Origin of the sequence: Aeromonas sp. A35_P (assembly GCF_002259925.1) — a bacterium.
GTDB lineage: Bacteria > Pseudomonadota > Gammaproteobacteria > Enterobacterales > Aeromonadaceae > Aeromonas > Aeromonas dhakensis.
Window position 1 is genome coordinate 1 of sequence record NZ_NEVB01000256.1, and the last position, 18,497, is coordinate 18,497.

Annotated in this window: 17 protein-coding genes, 1 tRNA gene and 1 pseudogene; all 19 read left to right on the plus strand. The window is 56.1% G+C overall.

The features are described 5' to 3' along the window. Window positions 1-252 (plus strand): annotated as a pseudogene (gene tuf, locus CAK78_RS21545) (elongation factor Tu); the annotation flags it as partial. Window positions 253-305: 53 nt separating this feature from the next. Continuing rightward, window positions 306-382: transfer RNA gene (locus CAK78_RS21550), tRNA-Trp, on the plus strand. Window positions 383-442: 60 nt separating this feature from the next. Then, entirely contained in the window at window positions 443-814 is a 372-nt protein-coding gene (secE, locus tag CAK78_RS21555; RefSeq protein ID WP_005306322.1) for a preprotein translocase subunit SecE, read from the plus strand. 9 nt (window positions 815-823) lie between these two features. Continuing rightward, window positions 824-1,375: a transcription termination/antitermination protein NusG gene (nusG, locus tag CAK78_RS21560; protein ID WP_005306318.1), complete on the plus strand. Its 552-nt coding sequence runs from the start codon at window positions 824-826 to the stop codon at window positions 1,373-1,375. Window positions 1,376-1,508: 133 nt separating this feature from the next. Continuing rightward, window positions 1,509-1,937, plus strand: coding sequence for a 50S ribosomal protein L11 (gene rplK, locus CAK78_RS21565; RefSeq protein ID WP_005306313.1), 429 nt, complete (start codon window positions 1,509-1,511; stop codon window positions 1,935-1,937). A 4-nt stretch (window positions 1,938-1,941) separates the two neighbouring features. Next, the gene (gene rplA / locus CAK78_RS21570; protein WP_005306309.1) at window positions 1,942-2,643 is read left to right on the plus strand and encodes a 50S ribosomal protein L1; all 702 of its coding nucleotides are present in this window, start codon (window positions 1,942-1,944) and stop codon (window positions 2,641-2,643) included. A gap of 256 nt (window positions 2,644-2,899) precedes the next feature. Beyond that, entirely contained in the window at window positions 2,900-3,400 is a 501-nt protein-coding gene (gene rplJ / locus CAK78_RS21575) for a 50S ribosomal protein L10 (RefSeq protein ID WP_005306307.1), read from the plus strand. Window positions 3,401-3,451: 51 nt separating this feature from the next. Continuing rightward, window positions 3,452-3,817, plus strand: a complete 366-nt coding sequence (gene rplL / locus CAK78_RS21580; RefSeq protein WP_094698652.1) for a 50S ribosomal protein L7/L12 — start codon at window positions 3,452-3,454, stop codon at window positions 3,815-3,817. A gap of 224 nt (window positions 3,818-4,041) precedes the next feature. Next, a complete protein-coding gene (rpoB, locus tag CAK78_RS21585; protein WP_010635847.1) occupies window positions 4,042-8,070 on the plus strand; it encodes a DNA-directed RNA polymerase subunit beta in 4,029 nt (1,342 codons plus the stop codon). An 80-nt stretch (window positions 8,071-8,150) separates the two neighbouring features. After that, window positions 8,151-12,455 (plus strand): DNA-directed RNA polymerase subunit beta', encoded by a 4,305-nt coding sequence (gene rpoC, locus CAK78_RS21590; protein ID WP_094698653.1) that lies wholly within the window; start codon window positions 8,151-8,153, stop codon window positions 12,453-12,455. A gap of 197 nt (window positions 12,456-12,652) precedes the next feature. After that, complete coding sequence (locus tag CAK78_RS21595) at window positions 12,653-13,369, plus strand: helix-turn-helix transcriptional regulator (protein WP_010635848.1); 717 nt, start codon at window positions 12,653-12,655, stop codon at window positions 13,367-13,369. A 25-nt stretch (window positions 13,370-13,394) separates the two neighbouring features. Further along, window positions 13,395-13,775 (plus strand): RidA family protein, encoded by a 381-nt coding sequence (locus CAK78_RS21600; protein ID WP_005306289.1) that lies wholly within the window; start codon window positions 13,395-13,397, stop codon window positions 13,773-13,775. Window positions 13,776-13,861: 86 nt separating this feature from the next. After that, window positions 13,862-14,254, plus strand: coding sequence for a sulfurtransferase complex subunit TusD (tusD, locus tag CAK78_RS21605; RefSeq protein ID WP_017765117.1), 393 nt, complete (start codon window positions 13,862-13,864; stop codon window positions 14,252-14,254). A 10-nt stretch (window positions 14,255-14,264) separates the two neighbouring features. After that, window positions 14,265-14,621 (plus strand): sulfurtransferase complex subunit TusC, encoded by a 357-nt coding sequence (tusC, locus tag CAK78_RS21610; RefSeq protein WP_094698654.1) that lies wholly within the window; start codon window positions 14,265-14,267, stop codon window positions 14,619-14,621. Between the two features lie 7 nt (window positions 14,622-14,628). Then, on the plus strand, window positions 14,629-14,907 hold the full coding sequence (gene tusB, locus CAK78_RS21615; RefSeq protein WP_005306280.1) for a sulfurtransferase complex subunit TusB: 279 nt from the start codon (window positions 14,629-14,631) through the stop codon (window positions 14,905-14,907). Between the two features lie 183 nt (window positions 14,908-15,090). Further along, a complete protein-coding gene (gene rpsL, locus CAK78_RS21620) occupies window positions 15,091-15,465 on the plus strand; it encodes a 30S ribosomal protein S12 (RefSeq protein ID WP_005306278.1) in 375 nt (124 codons plus the stop codon). Between the two features lie 93 nt (window positions 15,466-15,558). Then, window positions 15,559-16,029 carry a 30S ribosomal protein S7 gene (rpsG, locus tag CAK78_RS21625; protein WP_005306266.1) on the plus strand — a complete coding sequence of 157 codons (471 nt, stop codon included), beginning with the start codon at window positions 15,559-15,561 and terminating at the stop codon, window positions 16,027-16,029. A gap of 75 nt (window positions 16,030-16,104) precedes the next feature. Further along, entirely contained in the window at window positions 16,105-18,210 is a 2,106-nt protein-coding gene (fusA, locus tag CAK78_RS21630; RefSeq protein ID WP_005306261.1) for an elongation factor G, read from the plus strand. Window positions 18,211-18,264: 54 nt separating this feature from the next. Further along, window positions 18,265-18,497, plus strand: a 233-nt coding sequence (locus CAK78_RS21635; protein WP_240041734.1) for a GTP-binding protein, incomplete at its 3' end; no start/stop codon positions are given.

Here is an 18,497-nt window from a genome sequence, read left to right on the forward strand (position 1 = left end):
CTGTCCAAAGAAGAAGGTGGTCGTCACACCCCGTTCTTCAAAGGCTACCGTCCGCAGTTCTACTTCCGTACTACCGACGTGACCGGTACCATCGAACTGCCGGAAGGCGTAGAGATGGTAATGCCGGGCGACAACATCAAGATGGTTGTTACCCTGATTGCGCCGATCGCAATGGACGACGGCCTGCGTTTCGCCATCCGTGAAGGTGGCCGTACCGTAGGTGCTGGTGTTGTAGCTAAAGTTATCGCTTAATCTTTGGCTTACATAAATAAAGCAAAGCCCCTATAATAGGGGCTTTCTTATGCAGGGGCGTAGTTCGAATTGGTAGAACAGCGGTCTCCAAAACCGATGGTTGCGGGTTCGAGTCCTGCCGCCCCTGCCATATACCTCGTCTCGTACGGGGCTTTTGTGTCTTTGGTTACGTCAGATACAGGTGGGTTGTATGAGTGTTAGTTCTGAGAGCCAGGGCGGAAGCAAGGATACCCTGCTTTGGGGCCTGGTTTTCATTATCCTGGCGGCCGCTGTAGTGGGTAATTACCTGCTCAACGATGTTGTCGCTGCCGTCCGCGCCCTGGGTGTGGTCGTTGTCATTGCTGCTGCCGGTGCAGTAGCCCTGCAAACCACCAAGGGAAAGGCAACACTGGCATTTGCCCGTGAGTCTCGCCTGGAAGTACGCAAGGTCGTATGGCCGACCCGTCAGGAAGCCATTCAGACAACCCTGATTGTGCTGGCGGTGACTGCCGTGATGGGGCTGCTGCTGTTCGTTCTGGACGGTGCCCTGGTCTGGTTGGTCAACCTGATTACCGGTGTGTAAGGATAAGCCATGACTGAACAACGTGAACAGCGTATGAGATGGTATGTCGTGCAGGCGTTTTCCGGCTATGAAGGCCGTGTCGCCAAATCCCTGCGTGAACATATCAAGATGCATGGCATGGAAGACATGTTCGGTGAAGTGCTGGTCCCGACCGAAGAAGTGGTCGAGATGCGTGCTGGCCAGAAGCGCAAGAGTGAGCGCAAGTTTTTCCCGGGCTACGTCCTGGTTCAGATGATCATGGATGAAACCACATGGCACCTGGTACGCAACGTACCGCGCGTCATGGGCTTCATCGGTGGCACCTCTGATCGTCCTGCTCCTATCTCCGATAAGGAAGCGGATGCCATCCTCAATCGTCTGCAAGATGCCCACGACAAGCCGCGTCCGAAAACCCTGTTTGAACCGGGTGAGATGGTACGGGTTGCCGATGGTCCGTTCGCCGATTTCAACGGTACCGTTGAAGAGGTGGACTACGAAAAGAGCCGCGTGAAGGTCTCCGTTCTGATCTTCGGCCGTTCTACGCCGGTAGAGCTGGATTTTGGTCAGGTCGAAAAAGGCTGATTAAACTCTGTTCGTTAACGGTTGTCAGGGGCAGCGAATGTCATTATAATTCGCTGCCCCTTTATTAGTTGGGGAGCCGTTTGCAGGAGCATGTCTCCGAGGCGTTAGAACCCATTTCTGAGGTATTTTTGTAATGGCTAAGAAAGTCACAGCTTATATCAAGCTGCAAGTTAAGGCTGGCAGTGCTAACCCCAGCCCTCCCGTTGGTCCTGCTCTGGGTCAGCACGGTGTTAACATCATGGAATTCTGTAAAGCGTTCAACGCTCGTACAGAGAAGCTGGAAAAAGGTTCTCCGACTCCGGTCGTGATCACCGTTTACAGCGACCGTTCCTTCACCTTCGAAACCAAGACTCCGCCCGCTTCCTTCCTGCTGAAGAAAGCTGCTGGTATCCAGTCTGGTTCCGCCAAGCCGAACAAAGACAAGGTTGGTAAGGTGACTGTTGCCCAGCTGCAAGAAATCGCCAAGACCAAAGAGCCGGATATGACCGGTGCCGATCTGGATGCAAAAGTACGTTGCATCGCCGGCTCCGCTCGTTCCATGGGCCTGGTAGTGGAGGAGTAAGACAATGGCTAAACTGTCCAAGCGTATGCGCGTTATTCGCGAAAAAGTTGACGGTACCAAAGAGTACTCCATCAACGAAGCCATTGCCCTGCTGAAAGAACTGGCTACCGCCAAGTTCGTTGAAAGCGTTGACGTTGCTGTTAACCTGGGTATCGATGCTCGTAAATCTGACCAGAACGTACGTGGTGCTACTGTACTGCCGCACGGTACCGGTCGTGATGTACGCGTAGCCGTGTTCACCCAAGGTGCCAACGCCGAAGCTGCCAAAGCTGCCGGTGCTGAGCTGGTTGGCATGGATGACCTGGCCGATCTGGTCAAGAAAGGCGAGATGAACTTCGACGTCGTGATCGCATCTCCGGATGCCATGCGCGTTGTTGGTCAACTGGGTCAAATCCTGGGCCCGCGCGGCCTGATGCCGAACCCGAAAGTTGGTACTGTAACCCCGAACGTAGCCGAAGCCGTCAAGAACGCCAAGGCTGGTCAGGTTCGTTACCGTAACGACAAGAACGGTATCATTCACACTACCCTGGGCAAAGTTTCCTTCAACGAAGTTCAGTTGAAAGAGAACTTGGAAGCTCTGCTGGTTGCCTTGAAAAAGGCCAAGCCGTCCTCCGCCAAGGGTCAGTACATCAAGAAGGTAAGCATCTCCACCACTATGGGTGCCGGTGTTGCCGTAGACCAAGCTACTCTGGAAGCTCAGGCCTAATTGATGGATTTTACAAGGCGCAAAATTTAATCTATGATTTTGCGCCTTGATTGGTTGGGGGCTTCGACCTCCGTCCAAGACCGCAGGAGGCCGCTAGGCCTTAATACTTCCTGCGTAGACGGTGCCGGAAACCCAGCGAGAAAGATTCTTTCTCTTCTGGAATCCTGCTACCGCATCGTTCCCCTCTGTTGTAAAGGTAGGGGGGATGTGTCAGTACTGGGTCAATTGACCCGGATTCAATCCAGGAGTTAAGCCAATGGCATTGGGACTCGAAGACAAAAAGGCAATTGTTGCTGAAGTCAACGAAGCTGCCAAAGGCGCTCTTTCTGCAGTGATTGCCGATTCTCGCGGCGTGACTGTAGACAAGATGACCGTCCTGCGTAAAACCGCTCGTGAAGCTGGTGTGTACATGCGCGTTGTGCGTAACACCCTGCTGCGTCGCGCGGTAGAAGGTACCGAATACGAGTGCCTGAACGACGCATTTACCGGTCCTACCTTGATTGCTTTCTCTAACGAACACCCGGGCGCTGCCGCTCGTCTGTTCAAAGAGTTTGCCAAAGCGAACCAAAAGTTCGAAATCAAGGCTGGCGCTTTTAACGGTGAGTTTATCGCCGCAGCACAAATTGATCGTCTGGCCACGCTGCCGACTTACGAAGAAGCAATTGCGAAGCTGATGGCTACCATGAAGGAAGCCTCTGCTGGCAAGCTGGTTCGTACTATCGCTGCTGTTCGCGACCAGAAACAAGCTGCTGCTTGATTCTCGCCTATCTAGGCTGTTTGAGTTTATTCAACATCAGGAATTTTTGTCATGTCTATCACTAAAGACCAAATCATCGAAGCCGTTGCTTCCATGTCCGTAATGGAAGTTGTTGAGCTGATCGAAGCTATGGAAGAGAAGTTCGGTGTTTCTGCCGCTGCTGCCGTAATGGCCGGCCCGGCTGCTGCTGAAGCAGTAGAAGAGAAGACCGAGTTCGACGTAGTTCTGACTGCTGCTGGCGCCAACAAAGTTGCCGTTATCAAAGCCGTTCGTGGCGCTACCGGTCTGGGCCTGAAAGAAGCCAAAGATCTGGTAGAAGCTGCCCCGGCTAACCTGAAGGAAGGCGTGTCCAAGGACGACGCTGAAGCTCTGAAGAAAGAGCTGGAAGCTGCCGGTGCTTCTGTTGAGATCAAATAATCTGCATTTATGTAGATTAGCCTGATAAAACAGGCTAGGGCTGGTGAATTTTTGTTCACCAGCCTTTTTGCGCTGTAGACTGAGAGCATTTCACACCGTTTACGACTCTCGGTGCACCAGCAATCCGGACTGTTTTCTTTCGTCCGGGCCAACACAAAACGGTGTTGAGACAGAGCTGTCCCGTGGGACAGAGTGGGTCACTTATCAGCGAGCTGAGGAACCCTATGGTTTACTCTTATACCGAAAAAAAACGCATTCGTAAGGACTTCGGTAAGCGAGACCAGGTACTGGACACGCCTTATCTGTTGTCCATTCAGCTGGACTCCTTCAAGCAGTTCATCGAGGCTGACCCGGAAGGTGAATATGGCCTAGAGGCCGCTTTCCGTAGCGTTTTCCCGATCACCAGTTACTCCGGTAGTGCTGAGCTTCAGTATGTCAGCTATCGCCTGGGTGAGCCGGTATTTGACGTAAAAGAATGCCAGATCCGTGGAGTGACCTACTCCGCGCCGCTGCGTGTCAAGCTTCGTATGGTTCTGTACGACCGTGAAGCAGCTGCCGGCACCGTCAAAGACATCAAGGAACAAGAAGTATACATGGGCGAAATTCCGCTCATGACCGAAAACGGCACCTTTGTCATCAACGGTACCGAGCGGGTAATCGTCTCTCAGCTGCACCGCAGCCCGGGCGTCTTCTTCGACCACGATAAAGGCAAAACACATTCATCCGGTAAGGTGCTGTATAACGCTCGCGTTATTCCCTACCGTGGCTCCTGGCTGGACTTCGAGTTCGATGCGAAAGACAACCTGTTTGTCCGTATCGACCGTCGTCGTAAACTGCCGGCATCCATTATTCTGCGTGCCCTGGATTTCAGTTCCGAACAGATTCTGGCCACCTTCTTCGAGACCATCGGTTTCGAAGTCAAAGATGGCAAGCTGATGATGGATCTGGTGCCGGAGCGCCTGCGTGGTGAAACTGCGACCTTTGACATCGTGGCCAATGGCGCCGTGGTGGTTGAGACCGGTCGTCGAGTGACTGCGCGTCACATCCGTCAGTTGGAAAAAGATTCCGTTACCCAGATTGAGGTACCGGTTGAGTATGTTGTTGGCAAAGTTGCTGCCAAGGACTACGCACATCCGCAAACTGGCGAGATGGTAGTGACTGCCAACCAGGCGCTGAGCCTGGAAGCGGTAGCCAACCTCTCCCAAGCCGGCTTCAAGCACTTCGAGGTTCTGTTCACCAACGAACTGGATCACGGTGCCTACATGTCCGAGACCCTGCGTATCGACTCCAGCTCCAGCCGCCTGGAAGCCCTGGTCGAGATCTATCGCATGATGCGTCCGGGTGAGCCGCCGACTCGCGAAGCCGCAGAGCAGCTGTTCGAGAACCTGTTCTTCTCTTCCGAGCGTTACGATCTGTCTACCGTAGGTCGGATGAAGTTCAACCGCCGTCTGGCTCGTGAAGACGAGACCGGCGTGGGCACCCTGACCAAAGACGACATCGTCGATGTGATGAAGCGCCTGATCGACATCCGTAACGGTAACGACGAAGTGGACGATATCGACCACCTGGGCAACCGTCGTATCCGTTCTGTCGGTGAAATGGCCGAGAACCAGTTCCGCGTCGGTCTGGTGCGTGTCGAGCGTGCGGTCAAGGAGCGTCTCTCCCTGGGCGACCTGGACACCCTGATGCCGCAGGATCTGATCAACGCCAAGCCGATCTCCGCTGCAGTCAAAGAGTTCTTTGGTTCCAGCCAGCTGTCCCAGTTCATGGACCAGAACAACCCGCTGTCCGAAGTAACCCACAAGCGCCGTATCTCCGCGCTGGGCCCGGGCGGTTTGACTCGTGAGCGTGCCGGCTTTGAAGTTCGAGACGTACACCCGACCCACTACGGTCGTCTGTGCCCCATCGAGACTCCTGAAGGTCCGAACATCGGTCTGATCAACTCCTTGTCCGTGTACTCTCGTACCAACGAGTACGGTTTCCTCGAGACCCCGTACCGCAAGGTCATTGACGGTGTGATCACCGACGAAGTGGACTATCTGTCTGCTATTGAAGAAGGCAAGTACGTGATCGCACAGGCTAACGCCGCGACCACCGAAGATGGCCGTCTGAAAGATGAATTGATCCCGTGCCGTCACAAAGGTGAATCCACCTTTATGAACGCCGACCAGATCCAGTATATGGACGTGAGCCCGCAACAGATCGTCTCTGTGGCAGCGGCCCTGATCCCCTTCCTGGAACACGATGACGCGAACCGCGCATTGATGGGTTCAAACATGCAACGTCAGGCTGTACCGACTCTGCGCGCCGACAAGCCGCTGGTTGGTACCGGTATGGAACGCGCTGTGGCCGTTGACTCCGGTGTTACCGTAGTAGCCAAGCGTGGCGGCATGATCGACTACGTCGATGCCTCCCGTATCGTTATCAAGGTCAACGAAGATGAGCTGCTGCCTGGCGAAGCCGGCATCGACATCTACAGCCTGACCAAATACACCCGTTCCAACCAGAACACCTGTATCAACCAGCGTCCGTGCGTGATGTTGGGCGAGCCGGTCATGGCGGGCGACGTACTGGCTGACGGCCCGTCCACCGACCTGGGTGAATTGGCGCTGGGTCAGAACCTGCGCGTCGCATTCATGCCGTGGAACGGTTACAACTTCGAAGACTCGATCTTGGTGAACGAGCGTGTTGTTCAGGAAGATCGCCTGACCACCATTCATATCCAGGAACTGGCCTGTATCTCCCGTGACACCAAACTGGGTCCGGAAGAGATCACTGCTGACATCCCGAACGTGGGTGAAGCCGCTCTGTCCAAGCTGGACGAGTCCGGTATCGTCTACGTGGGTGCGGAAGTGAAGGGCGGCGACATTCTGGTCGGCAAGGTGACCCCGAAAGGTGAAACCCAGCTGACCCCGGAAGAGAAGCTGCTGCGCGCCATCTTCGGTGAGAAGGCGTCCGATGTGAAGGACTCTTCCCTGCGTGTGCCGAACGGTGTGTACGGTACCGTGGTTGACGTGCAGGTCTTTACCCGCGATGGCGTGGAAAAAGACAAGCGCGCCAAAGAAATCGAAGAGATGCAGCTGAAGGAAGCGAAGAAGGACTTGACCGAAGAGTTCAAGATCCTGGAAGACGGCATTTTCGGCCGCTCCCGCAACCTGCTGCTGGCCGCCGGTTACAGCGAAGACCGTCTGAACAAGCTCGATCGCTCCAAGTGGTTTGAACTGGCCATCGAAGATGAAGCCAAGCAAATCGAGCTGGAACAGATCGCTGAACAGCACGTTGAGCTGAAGGCCGAGTTCGACAAGAAATTCGAGAACAAGCGTCGCAAGATCATCCAGGGCGATGACCTGGCGCCGGGCGTACTGAAGATCGTCAAGGTCTATCTGGCCGTCAAGCGTCGCATCCAGCCGGGTGACAAGATGGCGGGTCGTCACGGGAACAAGGGTGTTATCTCCAAGATCTGTCCGGTCGAGGATATGCCCCATGACGAGTACGGCCGTCCGGTCGACATCGTACTGAACCCGTTGGGCGTACCGTCCCGTATGAACATCGGTCAGATCCTCGAAGTGCACCTGGGCCTCGCGGCCAAGGGTATCGGCGAGAAGATCGACCGCATGGTCAAGGAACAGCGCGAGCTGCACGAGATGCGTGACTTCCTGCAACAGGTCTATGACCTGGGCGAGAAAGACACCCAGCAAGTGAACGTGGCCGAGCTGTCCGACGACGACGTACGTACCCTGGTCGGTAACCTGCGCAAGGGTCTGCCGGTGGCAACTCCGGTATTTGATGGCGCCAAAGAGCGTGAAATCAAGGCCCTGCTGAAGCTGGCCGACCTGCCGGAATCCGGTCAGATCGCCCTGTTCGACGGTCGTACCGGCAACGCCTTCGAGCGTAAGGTCACCGTGGGTTACATGTACATGCTGAAGCTGAACCACCTGGTAGACGACAAGATGCACGCGCGTTCTACCGGCTCTTACAGCCTGGTTACCCAGCAGCCGCTGGGTGGTAAGGCACAGTTCGGTGGTCAGCGTTTCGGTGAGATGGAAGTGTGGGCCCTGGAGGCTTACGGTGCGGCATATACCCTGCAGGAGATGCTGACCGTCAAGTCTGACGATGTGAATGGCCGTACCAAGATGTACAAGAACATCGTGGATGGCGACCACCGTATGGAGCCGGGCATGCCCGAATCCTTCAACGTATTGCTGAAGGAAATCCGCTCTCTGGGTATCAACATCGAGCTGGACGAAGAGTAAGAGCTCGCTCTTATTGTTCGAGAATTGACGTGGGCGCCCCGAGAGGGGCGCCGAGGTTAGACTCCTGACAGGGGAAACACGTGAAAGACTTACTCAAGTTTTTGAAGGCTCAGACCAAGACCGAAGAGTTTGACAGTATCAAGATCGGTCTGGCCTCTCCTGACATGATCCGCTCCTGGTCATTCGGTGAGGTCAAAAAGCCTGAGACCATCAACTACCGGACTTTCAAGCCGGAGCGTGATGGTCTGTTCTGCGCCCGTATCTTCGGACCGGTGAAGGACTACGAGTGTCTGTGCGGCAAGTACAAGCGCCTGAAACACCGTGGTGTGATCTGTGAGAAGTGCGGCGTAGAAGTGACCCAGACCAAGGTCCGTCGTGAGCGTATGGGCCACATCGAGCTGGCCAGCCCGACTGCCCACATCTGGTTCCTGAAGTCCCTGCCGTCCCGTATCGGCCTGCTGCTGGACATGACCCTGCGTGACATCGAGCGTGTGCTGTATTTCGAATCCTATGTAGTGATCGAACCCGGCATGACCAACCTCGAGCGCAGCCAGATGCTGTCCGAAGAGAACTACCTGGACGCACTGGAAGAGTGGGGCGACGAATTCGACGCCAAGATGGGTGCCGAAGCAATCCTGGCATTGCTGCGCGCCATCGATCTGGAAGGCGAAGTGCGCACCATGCGCGAAGAGCTGGATCAGACCAACTCCGAGACCAAGCGCAAGAAGACCACCAAGCGTCTGAAGCTGATGGAAGCCTTCCTGCAGTCCGGCAACAAGCCGGAGTGGATGATCATGACAGTGCTGCCCGTGCTGCCGCCGGACCTGCGTCCGCTGGTACCGCTGGACGGCGGCCGTTTCGCGACCTCCGATCTGAACGATCTGTACCGTCGCGTGATCAACCGTAACAACCGTCTGAAGCGTCTGCTGGATCTGGCTGCACCGGACATCATCGTGCGCAACGAAAAGCGCATGTTGCAAGAGTCCGTGGATGCCCTGCTGGACAACGGCCGTCGTGGCCGTGCCATCACCGGCTCCAACAAGCGCCCGCTGAAATCCCTGGCCGACATGATCAAGGGTAAGCAAGGTCGTTTCCGTCAGAACCTGCTCGGTAAGCGTGTCGACTACTCCGGTCGTTCCGTTATCACCGTAGGTCCGACCCTGCGCCTGCATCAGTGCGGTCTGCCGAAGAAGATGGCGCTGGAACTGTTCAAGCCGTTCATCTATGGCAAGCTGGAAACCCGCGGCCTGGCGACCACCATCAAGGCCGCCAAGAAGATGGTTGAGCGCGAAGAAGCTGTCGTTTGGGACATCCTGGACGAAGTGATCCGCGAACACCCGGTCCTGTTGAACCGTGCACCGACTCTGCACCGTCTGGGTATCCAGGCGTTCGAGCCGACCCTGATCGAAGGCAAGGCCATCCAGCTGCACCCGCTCGTCTGTGCCGCCTATAACGCGGACTTCGACGGTGACCAGATGGCGGTCCACGTACCGCTGACCCTGGAAGCCCAGCTGGAAGCTCGCGCGCTGATGATGTCCACCAACAACATCCTGTCGCCTGCCTCCGGTGAGCCGATCATCGTTCCGTCTCAGGACGTGGTCTTGGGTCTGTACTACATGACCCGTGCCCGTATCGCCGCCAAGGGCGAAGGTATGGTGCTGTCCGGTCCGAAAGAGGCTGAGAAGGTCTATCGTGCCGGCCTGGCCGACCTGCATGCGCGCGTCAAGTGCCGCATCACCGAGTACGTGAAGAACGAAGCCGGTGAACTGGTTGCCAAGACCGAGATGAAGAACACCACCGTTGGTCGTGCGATCCTGAGCCTGATCCTGCCGAAAGGCATGGAATACGCCCTGATCGACGAGCCGAAGGTGCTGACTGCCGCCGAACAGGCTGATCTGGATGCCAACCCGCAGAACTGGATCAAGTGCGTCTCCAACAAGGCGCTGGGCAAGAAGCTTATCTCTCGTCTGCTGAACACCTGCTATCGCAAGCAGGGCCTGAAGGACACCGTCATCTTCGCTGACCAGCTGATGTATACCGGTTTCCACTACGCGGCCCTGTCCGGTGCGTCCGTTGGTATCGATGACATGGTCATCCCGGATGCCAAGAAGGACATCATCGCTTCTGCCGAAGCCGAAGTTGCCGAGATCCAGGATCAGTTCCTGTCCGGTCTGGTGACTGCGGGCGAACGTTACAACAAGGTTATCGATATCTGGGCCAGCGCCAACGAGCGTGTATCCAAGGCCATGATGGAGAACTTGTCCAAAGAGCGTAACGTCAACTCGCTGGGTGAAGAAGAAGAGCAGGCCTCGTTCAACAGCATCTTCATGATGGCCGACTCCGGTGCGCGGGGTTCCGCAGCCCAGATTCGTCAGCTGGCCGGTATGCGTGGCCTAATGGCCAAGCCGGATGGCTCCATCATCGAGACCCCGATCGTCGCGAACTTCCGCGAAGGTCTGAACGTACTGCAGTACTTCATCTCCACTCACGGTGCTCGTAAGGGTCTGGCGGATACCGCACTGAAGACTGCGAACTCCGGTTACCTGACTCGTCGTCTGGTAGACGTGGCACAGGACATGGTGATCACCGAGGATGATTGCGGCACTACCGAAGGTCTGTGGATGACTCCGCTGATCGAGGGTGGCGACGTGGTCGAGCCGCTGCGTGAGCGCGTGCTGGGCCGTGTGGTTGCCGATGACGTGATCAAGCCGGGTACCGAAGATGAAGTGCTGGTAGCACGCAACACCCTGCTCGACGAGCAGCAGTGTGACCTGCTGGAGCGCAACTCCGTCGACCGCGTGAAGGTACGTTCTGCCATCACCTGTGAGACCGACTTCGGTAACTGTGCTCACTGCTACGGCCGTGATCTGGCCCGTGGTCACCTGGTTAACAAGGGTGAGGCTGTCGGTGTTATCGCCGCCCAGTCCATCGGTGAACCGGGTACCCAGCTGACGATGCGTACCTTCCACATCGGTGGTGCCGCATCCCGTGCCGCTGCCGAGAGCAGCATCCAGGTCAAGAACACCGGTAGCATCAAGCTGCAGAACGCCAAGTTCGTTCACAACAGCGACGACAAACTGGTTATCACCTCTCGTTCTACCGAACTGACCATCATGGACGAGATGGGCCGTACCAAGGAAAGCCACAAGCTACCTTACGGTGCCGTGCTGGAAGTGAAGGATGGCCAGGCCGTGAGCGCCGGTGAAACCGTCGCCAACTGGGATCCGCACACTCACCCGATCATCACCGAAGTGGCGGGTCGCCTGCACTTCGAACACATGATCGACGGCGTGACCATTACTCGTCAGACCGACGAGCTGACCGGTCTCTCCTCCATCGTCGTGCTGGACGTCAACGAGCGTCCGAGCGCCGGTAAAGAGATGCGTCCGACCGTGAAACTGGTCGACCTGAACGGCAAGGACGTGATGATCCCGGGTACCGATGTAGCCGCCCAGTACTTCCTGCCGGGCAAGGCGATCGTGAACCTGGAAGATGGTGCCAACGTGGGCGTGGGTGACGCGGTAGCGCGTATCCCGCAAGAGTCCGGCGGTACCAAGGACATCACCGGTGGTCTGCCGCGCGTTGCGGATCTGTTTGAAGCACGTCAACCGAAAGAGCCGGCCATCCTGGCCGAGATCTCCGGTACCATCTCCTTCGGGAAAGAGACCAAGGGCAAACGCCGTCTGGTCATCACCCCGACCGATGGTGGCGACGTCTACGAGGAGATGATTCCGAAGTGGCGTAACCTGAACGTGTTCGAAGGTGAAAAAGTTGAGAAGGGTGAAGTGCTGGCGGACGGTCCTGAGTCTGCTCACGACATCCTGCGTCTGCGCGGTATCAGCCCGGTCGCCAACTACATCGCCAACGAAGTGCAGGACGTTTACCGTCTGCAAGGCGTTAAGATCAACGACAAGCACATCGAAGTCATCGTTCGTCAGATGCTGCGCAAGTGCGAGATCCTGACTGCTGGCGACACCGACCTGATCGAAGGCGAACAGGTTGAAGTGGCTCGCGTGAAGATTGCCAACCGTAAGCTGGTTGCCGAGGGCAAGACTCCGGCCACCTACCGTCACATCCTGATGGGTATTACCAAGGCATCTCTGAGCACCGAGTCCTTCATCTCCGCGGCGTCCTTCCAGGAAACCACCCGCGTGCTGACCGAAGCTGCCGTTGGCGGCAAGCGTGACGAACTGCGTGGCCTGAAAGAGAACGTGATCGTGGGTCGTCTGATCCCGGCTGGTACCGGCTTTGCCTACCACCACAGCCGGATCAACCAGCGTGCCGCAGCCGCTCGTGCCGTTGCCGCACCGCAGGTGACTGCCGATGAAGCTCAGCAAAACCTGGCGGATCTGCTCAACGCAGCCGGCAGCTTTGACGAAGAGTAATCTTCTGCTGCAGTGATTGAAAAAGGGCCCCTTCATGGGGCCCTTTTTATTGGCTGTTTTCTCGTCAAAGCCAGATGCCACGCGGGTATTCGGATGATCCAGAGCAAGGTTGCGGAGTAAAAAATCAAAAAAAGTTGACATTGAACCCACGCAACTGAAAACTCGGGAAAGTTGAATGGGTATTACAGGGGTAGAACATGACTGTCGGTATCGAGGAAGTGATGCTTCCCGAAGAGCAACTGATCGGTCGCACTTTTACAGACGAAGACAGGGAATTGTTGCGCTCATACGATGGGCTTATCGACGGCTTGGCTGAGCTGTTCGGCAAGCACTGTGAAGTGGTGCTCCACTCTCTGGAAAATCTGCACGAGTCCGTGATCAAGATTGCCAACGGGTTCAATACGGGACGTAATGAGGGGGCCCCCATTACCGATCTCGCGCTGCGTATGCTCAAGGACATAGAGAATACCGGCCAGGATTACACCCAGAGCTATTTTGCTCGCAGCCGCACCGGCGCCCTGATGAAGTCGAGCACCATCGCCATCAGAAACAGTGACAGACAGGTGATCGGCCTTATCTGCATCAACCTGCACATCAATGCGCCTTTTCACGAGTTTGTCGCCGAGTTCTTCCCGACGCCGCAACAAGTCGAGCGTCAGTCGCCGGAGACCTTTGCCAACAGTGTGGAAGAGCTGGTTGCCCAGACGGTGGACAACACCATCGACGAAATCAACCGCGATCCGACCGTTGCCAACAATGCCAAAAACAGGTTTATCGTGACCCAGTTGTTCGAGAAGGGCATATTTGATATCAAGGACTCGATCAACCTGGTCGCCGACAAACTGAATATTTCCAAACACACCGTTTATCTGTACATCCGACAGCGCAAGCAGGGTGAAGACGAAAACGAATAAGCGCCATAGAAGGGGATAGATAAGAATGGCTAAAGAAGTTATTGCAACCGACAAGGCTCCTGCCGCAATTGGTCCATATGTTCAGGCCACCAAACTGGGCGAGCTGGTCTTCACCTCAGGGCAGATCCCGCTCGATCCGGCCACCATGGAGATCGTGGCTGGCGGTATCGAGGCTCAGGCCGAGCAGGTGATGAAGAACCTGGTTGCAGTATTGAAGGCAGCGGGTGCCGACACCAGCAAGGTGCTGAAGACCACCTGTTTCCTCAGCGACATGAACAACTTTGTTGCCTTCAACCAGGTTTATGCCCGTTACTTCGGTGAATCGGCCCCGGCCCGCTCCTGCGTGGAAGTGGCGCGCCTGCCCAAGGACGTGCTGGTTGAAGTCGAAGCCATCGCTTACGTCTGATCCAAGGCGGTACGAAGAGCCCCTCCCAGGAGGGGCTTTTTCGTATTTGGCGTAGAATGGGCTGATACATGCGCAGGAGTCCGGATATGAGTCTCAATTTCGCCTTGCTGGTGACGGGGCCGGCCTATGGTACCCAGTCGGCCAGCACGGCCTATCGCTTTGCCCTGAGCGTCATCGAACAGGGTCATCGACTGTCTCACCTGTTTTTCTATCAGGATGGGGTCTGCAACGGCAACGGTCTGCATGCTCCCGCCTCCGATGAGAGCAACCTGGTCGCCCTGTGGCGCGAGCTCGCCATCCAGCAGGGGATCCGTATCGACGTGTGCGTGGCGGCGGCCATGCGTCGTGGTGTACTGGATGAGCAGGAAGCCAAGGGGATGGGCAGAGCGCAGTTCAATCTGGAAGCGCCCTTTTGCCTGAGCGGGTTGGGCCAGCTGGCGGAAGCCAGCCTGACCGCCGATCGCTTTGTCCAGTTCTAGGGGGGGAAGCATGCACAAGATAGCGTTCATTTGCCGGCGCGGGCCTCATGGTACTGCGGCTGGCCGGGAAGGTCTCGACGCCCTGCTGGCCACGTCTGCCATGACGGAGTCGCTGGCGCTGTTTCTCATCGAGGACGGCGTGCTGCAATTGCTCAAGGACCAGCAGCCGCAGACCATCTTGCAGCGTCACTATGCGCCGACCTTCAAGATGCTCGAGCTGTACGACATCGAAGAGGTCTATGTGTGTACCGACTCGTTGGCGGAACGGGGGCTGACCCCCGAGGAGCTGCTGATCCCGGTGATCGGTCTCTCCCGATCCGACATTCGTCGTCAGTGGGGCGACTGCAGCACCCACATCTGTTTTTGAGGTAGCCATGATACAGCTGATATTGACTTCTCCCTTCCAGAGTCGGGAGCTGGAGCAGGCACTGGCCTATCGCCAGCCTGACGATGTGTTGGTGCTGATGCAGGACGCCGTCGTCGCGGCAACGGCCCCGTTGTGGAGCGAGCGGCTGACAGGCGTTCCGCTCTACGTGATGCGGGAGGACCTGCAGGCGAGGGGGTTGCAGTCACGGATCGGGATGGATTTGGAGATGGCCGACCTGGTCGCGCTGATCGCCGAAAAAGGCTCACCGCAGACCTGGGGTGGCTAGAAACTGTTTTTATAAAATAATTTCAGTGACTTACCGTGCCTTTACACACATTCTGCCGTGCCGTTCCCGACACGGATTGTATAAATCTTGACTCCCTTGACAACAGGGCATAAAATTTCGCGTCCCCGTATCTGCGGGGAGGATTTTTCACATGTTTATGAAGTCATTATCAGGAGCCTTTTGATGGCAACTATTAACCAGTTGGTTCGCAAGCCACGCATCAAGCTCGTTGTGAAAAGCAACGTGCCGGCGCTGGAAGCGTGCCCTCAGAAGCGTGGCGTGTGCACTCGTGTATACACCACCACCCCGAAGAAGCCTAACTCTGCACTGCGTAAAGTGTGCCGTGTACGTCTGACCAACGGCTTCGAAGTCACCTCCTACATCGGCGGTGAAGGTCACAACCTGCAAGAGCACTCTGTTGTTCTGATCCGTGGCGGTCGTGTAAAAGACTTGCCAGGTGTTCGTTACCACACCGTTCGTGGTGCGTTGGACTGTGCCGGTGTTAAAGACCGTAAGCAGGCTCGCTCCAAGTACGGCGTGAAGCGTCCGAAAGCTTAATGGTTCTCCGTTAAGTAAGGCCAAACGTTAATTCGTTTCTAGTTAGATAACTTTCTAGTTTTGGGTAACCCCTGAAGTTACGGAGAATTTGAAATGCCAAGACGTCGTGTTGTTGGTCAGCGTAAAATCCTGCCGGATCCCAAGTTCGGATCAGAGCTGCTGGCTAAATTCGTCAACGTAGTAATGGTTGACGGTAAGAAATCTGTTTCCGAAGCCATCGTATATGGTGCGCTGGACATCATTGCCACCAAGACTGGCAAAGAGCACCTGGCCGTATTCGAAGAAGCCCTGGACAACATTCGTCCGGCCGTCGAGGTTAAATCTCGTCGTGTCGGTGGTGCAACCTATCAGGTACCGGTAGAAGTTCGTCCGGTTCGTCGCAATGCCCTGGCAATGCGCTGGTTGGTTGATGCCGCTCGTAAACGTGGTGAAAAATCAATGGCTCAGCGTTTGGCTGGCGAGCTGCTGGATGCCGCTGACAATAAGGGTTCGTCTGTCAAGAAACGTGAAGACGTTCACCGTATGGCTGAAGCGAACAAGGCCTTCGCTCACTTCCGCTGGTAATCCGCTTGCGCAGGGTCTTTTGGCTCTGCGCACCTTCAATTATCTGGGGACAAGTGCCCTAGTAAGAGGATGACAATGGCTCGTACAACCCCCATTGAGCGTTATCGTAATATCGGTATCTCCGCTCACATCGACGCCGGTAAGACTACTACTACCGAGCGCGTTCTGTTTTACACCGGTGTAAGTCACAAGATCGGTGAAGTTCACGATGGCGCTGCCACCATGGACTGGATGGAACAGGAACAAGAGCGTGGTATCACCATCACCTCCGCCGCGACCACCGCTTTCTGGTCCGGTATGGGTAAACAGTTCCAACCGCACCGTATCAACATCATCGATACCCCGGGCCACGTTGACTTTACTATCGAAGTAGAGCGCTCCATGCGTGTTCTGGATGGCGCCGTGATGGTGTACTGTGCCGTAGGTGGCGTACAGCCCCAGTCTGAAACCGTATGGCGTCAGGCTAACAAGTACAAGGTTCCCCGTATCGCGTTCGTCAACAAGATGGACCGTACCGGTGCCAACTTCCTGCGCTGCGTTGAGCACATCAAGACCCGTCTGAAAGGTAACCCGGTTCCGCTGCAACTGAATATCGGTTCAGAAGAGAACTTCAAGGGCGTTATCGACCTGGTCAAGATGAAAGCCATCAACTGGAGCGAAGCTGACCAGGGCGTTTCCTTCGATTACGAAGACGTGCCGGCCGAGCTGCTGGAACAAGCGCAAGAAATGCGCATGAACCTGGTTGAAGCCGCTGCTGAAGCGTCTGAAGACCTGATGGAAAAATACCTGGGTGGTGAAGAACTGACCGAGGAAGAGATCAAGAAAGCTCTTCGTCAGCGTGTTCTGAACAACGAAATCATCCTGGTTACCTGTGGCTCCGCGTTCAAGAACAAGGGCGTACAGGCCATGCTGGATGCCGTGATCGAGTATCTGCCGGCACCGACCGACGTTGCTGCGATCGACGGTCTGAAGCTGGATGGCGAGACCAAAGACGAGCGTCACGCTTCCGATGACGAGCCGTTCTCTGCTCTGGCGTTCAAGATTGCTACCGACCCGTTCGTGGGCAACCTGACCTTCTTCCGCGTTTACTCCGGTGTGGTTAACTCCGGTGACTCCGTGCTGAACTCCGTTAAAGAGAAGCGCGAGCGTTTTGGCCGTATCGTTCAGATGCACGCCAACAAGCGTGAAGAGATCAAAGAAGTTCGCGCAGGCGACATCGCTGCTGCCATCGGCCTGAAGGACGTCACCACCGGTGATACCCTGTGTGACGAGAACGCACCGATCATCCTAGAGCGTATGGAATTCCCGGAGCCGGTAATCTCCATCGCCGTTGAGCCGAAATCCAAGGCCGACCAGGAGAAGATGGGTCTGGCACTGGGCCGTCTGGCTCAGGAAGATCCGTCCTTCCGCGTATGGACCGACGAAGAGTCTGGCCAAACCATCATCGCCGGTATGGGTGAGCTGCACCTGGACATCATCGTTGACCGTATGCGTCGCGAGTTCAAGGTAGAAGCGAACGTAGGTAAGCCGCAGGTTGCCTACCGTGAAACCATTCGTAACACCGTCAAGGATATCGAAGGTAAGCACGCCAAGCAGTCCGGTGGTCGTGGTCAGTACGGTCACGTCGTTATCGACATGTACCCGCTGGAAGAAGGCAAAGCCTACGAGTTCGTCAACGACATCAAGGGTGGCGTGATTCCGGGCGAATTCATCCCGGGTGTTGACAAGGGTATCCGCGAGCAGCTGAAGTCCGGCCCGCTGGCAGGCTATCCGGTAATGGATCTGGGCGTGCGTCTGCACTTCGGTTCTTACCACGATGTCGACTCTTCCGAACTGGCGTTCAAGATCGCTGCTTCTCTGGCGTTCAAGGCTGGCTTCATGAAGGCCAACCCGGTACTGCTCGAGCCGATCATGAAGGTCGAAGTCGAGACTCCGGAAGACTACATGGGCGACGTTATCGGTGACCTGAACCGTCGTCGCGGCCTGATCGAAGGCATGGAAGATGGCCCGTCCGGCAAGATCGTACGTGCTCTGGTGCCGCTGGCCGAAATGTTCGGTTACGCCACCTCCCTGCGTTCTGCTACCCAGGGTCGTGCTTCCTACGCCATGGAATTCGCCAAGTATCACGATGCCCCGACTAACGTCGCCCAGGCCGTGATCGAAGAGCGCAAATCCAAGTAATTTAAGATTCCCCGCCTACGACGGTAGGCGGGTTTAACCTAGAAGGACTACGTCGTGTCTAAAGAAAAATTTGAGCGTAATAAACCGCACGTAAACGTCGGCACCATCGGCCACGTTGACCACGGTAAAACCACCCTGACCGCCGCCATCACCAACGTGCTGGCCAAGCACTTCGGTGGTAAAGCTTTCGCCTTCGACCAGATCGACAAGGCGCCGGAAGAGCGTGAGCGTGGTATCACCATCAACACCTCCCACGTAGAATACGACACCGCTACCCGTCACTACGC

Coding starts and splice junctions, on each gene's coding strand:
- secE (WP_005306322.1), top strand. CDS start 443: ATGAGTGTTAGTTCTGAGAGCCAGGGCGGAAGCAAGGATACCCTGCTT.
- nusG (WP_005306318.1), top strand. CDS start 824: ATGACTGAACAACGTGAACAGCGTATGAGATGGTATGTCGTGCAGGCG.
- rplK (WP_005306313.1), top strand. CDS start 1,509: ATGGCTAAGAAAGTCACAGCTTATATCAAGCTGCAAGTTAAGGCTGGC.
- rplA (WP_005306309.1), top strand. CDS start 1,942: ATGGCTAAACTGTCCAAGCGTATGCGCGTTATTCGCGAAAAAGTTGAC.
- rplJ (WP_005306307.1), top strand. CDS start 2,900: ATGGCATTGGGACTCGAAGACAAAAAGGCAATTGTTGCTGAAGTCAAC.
- rplL (WP_094698652.1), top strand. CDS start 3,452: ATGTCTATCACTAAAGACCAAATCATCGAAGCCGTTGCTTCCATGTCC.
- rpoB (WP_010635847.1), top strand. CDS start 4,042: ATGGTTTACTCTTATACCGAAAAAAAACGCATTCGTAAGGACTTCGGT.
- CAK78_RS21595 (WP_010635848.1), top strand. CDS start 12,653: ATGACTGTCGGTATCGAGGAAGTGATGCTTCCCGAAGAGCAACTGATC.
- CAK78_RS21600 (WP_005306289.1), top strand. CDS start 13,395: ATGGCTAAAGAAGTTATTGCAACCGACAAGGCTCCTGCCGCAATTGGT.
- tusD (WP_017765117.1), top strand. CDS start 13,862: ATGAGTCTCAATTTCGCCTTGCTGGTGACGGGGCCGGCCTATGGTACC.
- tusC (WP_094698654.1), top strand. CDS start 14,265: ATGCACAAGATAGCGTTCATTTGCCGGCGCGGGCCTCATGGTACTGCG.
- tusB (WP_005306280.1), top strand. CDS start 14,629: ATGATACAGCTGATATTGACTTCTCCCTTCCAGAGTCGGGAGCTGGAG.
- rpsL (WP_005306278.1), top strand. CDS start 15,091: ATGGCAACTATTAACCAGTTGGTTCGCAAGCCACGCATCAAGCTCGTT.
- rpsG (WP_005306266.1), top strand. CDS start 15,559: ATGCCAAGACGTCGTGTTGTTGGTCAGCGTAAAATCCTGCCGGATCCC.
- fusA (WP_005306261.1), top strand. CDS start 16,105: ATGGCTCGTACAACCCCCATTGAGCGTTATCGTAATATCGGTATCTCC.